Here is a 3987-nt window from a genome sequence, read left to right as displayed (position 1 = left end):
CGCCGTTGTTGCCCGGATGGCCCTTTTCCACGGGAAAAGGGATCTGACCCCGGGTCTGTGGCGTGGCAATCAGGCGTTGCGCACGGCCAGCAGTTCGCCGTTGCCCACCGGCACGAGGCTGGTGCTGAAGTCCGGATCAGCGTCCAGCAGCAGGCACAAGGGTTTCATCTCTTCCGCGTGCGAGGTGGCGTTGTCCACTACCAGCAGGCCCCCTGGCCGCAGCACGCGGCGCAGTTGCGGCCACCAGCCGGCGTACTGCCCGCGGTCCGAATCCAGGAACAACAGGTCGATGCAGCCTTCGCCGGCCTCTGCCAACCACTGCCCGGCATCGCCATGCACCAGCGTGATGTGCGCGGCCAACCCGCTGCGCGCGAACGTGGATCGCGCCATCGCCACCTTGTCCTCGGCGAATTCCAGCGTGGTCACGTGGCCGTCGATGGCGGCGGCGGCTTCGGCCAGCCACAGCGTGGAGTAGCCATTGGAGGTGCCGATTTCCAGCACCCGGCGCGCGGTGCCGAAACGCACCAGTACCGACAGGAATTCACCGGTGTCCGGCGTGATGTTGAGCATGCGCCGAGCGCGCTCGGTTTCATGCGCGTCGTTTTCAGCACCGAAGTGCATCAGTTCGTTCTTCAATTCCGAAAGCCGCATCGTCATCGCTTCTTTCAATTGCCGCAGCAAGGGTGAGCATTGTGGCCCGTCCGGCCACATTTCGTATTCCTCCTAGCCCCGCGCCGCCTTCACGTTGCGATAGTTCCCGCCTTCTTCACGCGGGACGGTGCACCCGCCCGCTGCCCTCTTGGTTTCCGCAAGGACACGGCCATGGTTCTCGACATTCTGGCAATCGGCGCCCACCCCGACGACATCGAACTCGGTTGCGGCGGCAGCCTGGCCAAACTGGCCCGTGCCGGTGCACGCATCCATGCGCTGGTGCTCAGCCGTGGGGGCCGTGGCTGCCATGCCGGCATCGACCGCGGCGACGAATCGCACCGCGCGTTGCGGCGCTTGGGTGTGGCCGAGGTGATCCAGCGGGACTTCCCGGATACCCGCTTTCCTGCCTGCCGCAACGACATCGTCGCGGCGCTCGAGCAGGCCTGCGCGCAGATCGCACCGCATCGCGTCTACACGATGTGCGGCGAAGACCATCACCAGGACCATCGCACCGTCCACGAAGCGTCGATCATCGCCTGCCGCAGCATCCCGCAGATCCTCTGCTACGAGAGCCCCAGCACGTTGCCACAGTTCGCACCGCAGGTATTCGAGGACATCAGCGCACAGCTGGACCTGAAGATCCATGCCTTGCGCGAGCATGCCAGCCAGGGCGATCGCCACTACATGCAGGAGGATCACCTGCGCTGCCATGCGCAGTTCCGCGGCCAGCAGATCGGCATCGGCCCCAGTGAAGGCTTCGTGCCCTACCGGCTGGTGCTGTGATGAAAACGCTGCTGTTCCTGGCCATGTGTGCCTTCATCCTGGTGCGTGTGTGTGTGCAGGCCTTGCGCCGCCCCAGCACGCGCCTGTACAGCATCGATGCGATCGTGCCGGCCTACAACGAAGCCCCCTGCCTGGAGCGCTCGTTGACCAGCCTGCTGCAGAACCCCTACGTGGCGCGGGTGATCTGCGTGAACGATGGTTCCACCGACAACACCGCGCAGGTGCTCGATGCGCTGCAGGCGCACTGGCCCGGGCGCCTGGTGGCGGTGCATCAGTCCAACACCGGCAAGGGCGGCGCGCTGATGCATGGCCTGCAGCACGCCACCGCCGAGCAGGTGTTCCTGACCGACGCCGACACCCATATCGATCCACGCGGCCACGGCCTGGGCCACCTGCTGGACGAGATCGAGCGCGGTGCCGATGCGGTCGGTGGCGTGCCGTCGTCCAGCCTGCAGGGTGCCGGCTTCCTGCCGCATGTGCGCGCCAGCCTGAAGCTGCCGATGATCGTCATCAAGCGCAGCTTCCAGCAGTGGCTGGGCGGCGCCCCCTTCATTGTCTCCGGTTCGTGTGGCCTGTTCCGTACCTCGGTGCTGCGCAAGGTCGGCTTCTCCGACCGCACCCGCGTGGAAGACCTGGACATGTCCTGGTCGCTGGTCGCGCAGGGGTACCGCGTCCGCCAGAGCGTGCGCTGCGTGGTTTACCCGCAGGAATGCAACACGCTGGTGGAGGAATGGCGGCGCTGGCGGCGCTGGATCGTCGGCTATGCGGTGTGCATGCGCCTGCATCGCGGCCTGCTGCTGACCCGATTCGGCCTGTTCAGCATCCTGCCGATGATGCTGCTCGCGCTGGCCGGCATCGTGCTGACCCTGCAGGTCTGGTTCGGTGCGGCCCTGCTGCATGGGCCTGGTGGCCTCTCCCTGTCGGTGATGCCGCTGTTCTGGATTGGCATCGTCATGTTGCTGGCGGTGATCAGTGCGATCCACCACCGCCGGGCGTGGCTGGTACCCGCCGCCGCGTTCTCGATGTTGTACGTGCTGCTCGCCTACGCGATCTGGTTGATGCACGGCGTGGCCGGGCTGTTCACCGGACGCGAACCGCTGCGCGACAAACCGACCAGGTATCCGCATGTGGTGGAATGACCTGGCCGCGATGGCCGCCGCGCTTTCGACGCTGCCACCGCACGTCGATTCCACTGCACAGGTTTCGCCGCGCGCGATGGTGCAGGGCAAGGTGAGGATCGGCGCCGGCAGCCGCATCTGCGACGGCGCCCAGCTGCAGGGGCCGGTATCGATCGGCCGCGACTGCCTGATCGGCAACAATGCGCTGCTGCGCGGCCCACTGCGTATCGGTGACGGCGTTCGCATCGGCTTTGCAGGTGAACTGAAGAACGCACTGATCGGCGACGGCGCCTGCATCGGCCCGCAATGTTTCATCGCCGACAGCCGCGTCGATGCCCGTGCCTACCTGGGCGCGCTGGTACGCACCAGCAACCATCGCCTGGATGGTGCGACGGTCGCCGTCCACATCGACAATACCGTCATCGACAGCCAGCGCGACAAGCTCGGCGCCTGGATCGGTGAGGGCGCCGCGCTGGGTGTCGGCGTGATCATCCTGCCCGGTCGCATCGTCGCGCCGGGCAGCCAGTTCGGACCGCGCATCACCGTGGAACGAAACCTGCCGCCCGGTCGCTACCGGCTGCTGCAGTCGCTGCATTCCCAACCCCTGGAGTAACCCCATGCGATTGATCATCCGTGGCGCACTGCCGTGTGCCCTGCTGCTGGCTGTGTCCAGCGCCCACGCCGGCATCGACCGGGTCTCGGTGCAACTGGACCATGCCGACTACACCGACGGCTTCGGCAAGCGTGACGTACAGACCGTGGACGTGGCCGGCCGCAGCGGTGACAGCCGTTGGCATCTTGGCCTGGCCCATGGCGAACGCGACTACGGCAGCAAGCGCTTCGGCGGCAATCGCGTGCAGGGTTCGCTGCACCAGCGCTGGAGTCCTCGCGTCTCGACCCGCACTGCCTTCACTGCCTCCAACGATGACCCGGTATTCGTCAACCGCCAGGTCAACCAGGACCTGCAGTGGCACGTGGCACCGCAGACCGTGCTGAGCGTAGGCGGCAAGTACGCCCAGTACCATGCCGGTGCATACGTGAGCGGCTGGTCGGTGGGCGCAGCGCATTACTTCCCGCGCGTGACCGCCTCACTGCGCCACGAGCGGCATCGCCAGTCCAATGGGCCCGACGGCCATGGCACCACGTTGTCACTGCGCCTGAAGGATGCGCAGGGCCGTGGGTCGACCCAGCTGTGGCTGGGCAGCGGTACTTCCGGCTACACCGCCGATGCCGATCCGCTGCTGCTGCGCGAACACGATGCACGACGTGCCTTCCTGCGCCGCAGCCAGCCGCTGGGCGAGCATCTGGTGCTGGACATGGGCATCGGCAAGACCTGGCACAGGACGCGCCTGGACCGCTTCCAGAGCGTGCAGTCGCACCTGGGCCTGGGCTATCACTGGTAGAGCCGTGGCCGGTCGGCGGCGCGCGACGCCGC

General features: G+C 66.8%; 5 protein-coding genes. 4 read left to right on the top strand and 1 reads right to left on the bottom strand.

The annotated features are described in order from the left end of the window. Nucleotides 1–69: 69 nt before the first annotated feature. Entirely contained in the window at nt 70–657 is a 588-nt protein-coding gene (locus ABGA94_RS04705) for an O-methyltransferase (protein ID WP_138953317.1), read from the bottom strand. 165 nt (nt 658–822) lie between these two features. Here ABGA94_RS04705 and ABGA94_RS04700 point away from each other — a divergent pair, with 165 nt between their 5' ends. The 4 genes from ABGA94_RS04700 to ABGA94_RS04685 are packed head-to-tail and all read left to right on the top strand — an operon-like array spanning nt 823 to nt 3955. Then, a complete protein-coding gene (locus ABGA94_RS04700; protein WP_053500821.1) occupies nt 823–1434 on the top strand; it encodes a PIG-L deacetylase family protein in 612 nt (203 codons plus the stop codon). Beyond that, entirely contained in the window at nt 1434–2573 is a 1140-nt protein-coding gene (locus ABGA94_RS04695) for a glycosyltransferase family 2 protein (RefSeq protein WP_005420765.1), read from the top strand. The genes ABGA94_RS04700 and ABGA94_RS04695 overlap by 1 nt, the downstream gene beginning before the upstream one ends. Beyond that, on the top strand, nt 2560–3165 hold the full coding sequence (locus tag ABGA94_RS04690; protein WP_134956053.1) for an acetyltransferase: 606 nt from the start codon (nt 2560–2562) through the stop codon (nt 3163–3165). The genes ABGA94_RS04695 and ABGA94_RS04690 overlap by 14 nt, the downstream gene beginning before the upstream one ends. Before the next feature lie 4 nt (nt 3166–3169). Beyond that, nucleotides 3170–3955, top strand: a complete 786-nt coding sequence (locus ABGA94_RS04685) for a YaiO family outer membrane beta-barrel protein (RefSeq protein ID WP_005420769.1) — start codon at nt 3170–3172, stop codon at nt 3953–3955. The last annotated feature ends 32 nt before the right edge of the window (nt 3956–3987 follow it).

It is taken from the genome of Stenotrophomonas sp. 3diitr2024, from assembly GCF_042136455.1.
Taxonomy (GTDB): Bacteria; Pseudomonadota; Gammaproteobacteria; order Xanthomonadales; family Xanthomonadaceae; genus Stenotrophomonas; species Stenotrophomonas sepilia.
This window is presented reverse-complemented; position numbering and strand designations above follow the sequence as displayed.

Coding starts and splice junctions, on each gene's coding strand:
- ABGA94_RS04700 (WP_053500821.1), top strand. CDS start 823: ATGGTTCTCGACATTCTGGCAATCGGCGCCCACCCCGACGACATCGAA.
- ABGA94_RS04705 (WP_138953317.1), bottom strand. CDS start 657: ATGACGATGCGGCTTTCGGAATTGAAGAACGAACTGATGCACTTCGGT.
- ABGA94_RS04695 (WP_005420765.1), top strand. CDS start 1,434: ATGAAAACGCTGCTGTTCCTGGCCATGTGTGCCTTCATCCTGGTGCGT.
- ABGA94_RS04690 (WP_134956053.1), top strand. CDS start 2,560: ATGTGGTGGAATGACCTGGCCGCGATGGCCGCCGCGCTTTCGACGCTG.
- ABGA94_RS04685 (WP_005420769.1), top strand. CDS start 3,170: ATGCGATTGATCATCCGTGGCGCACTGCCGTGTGCCCTGCTGCTGGCT.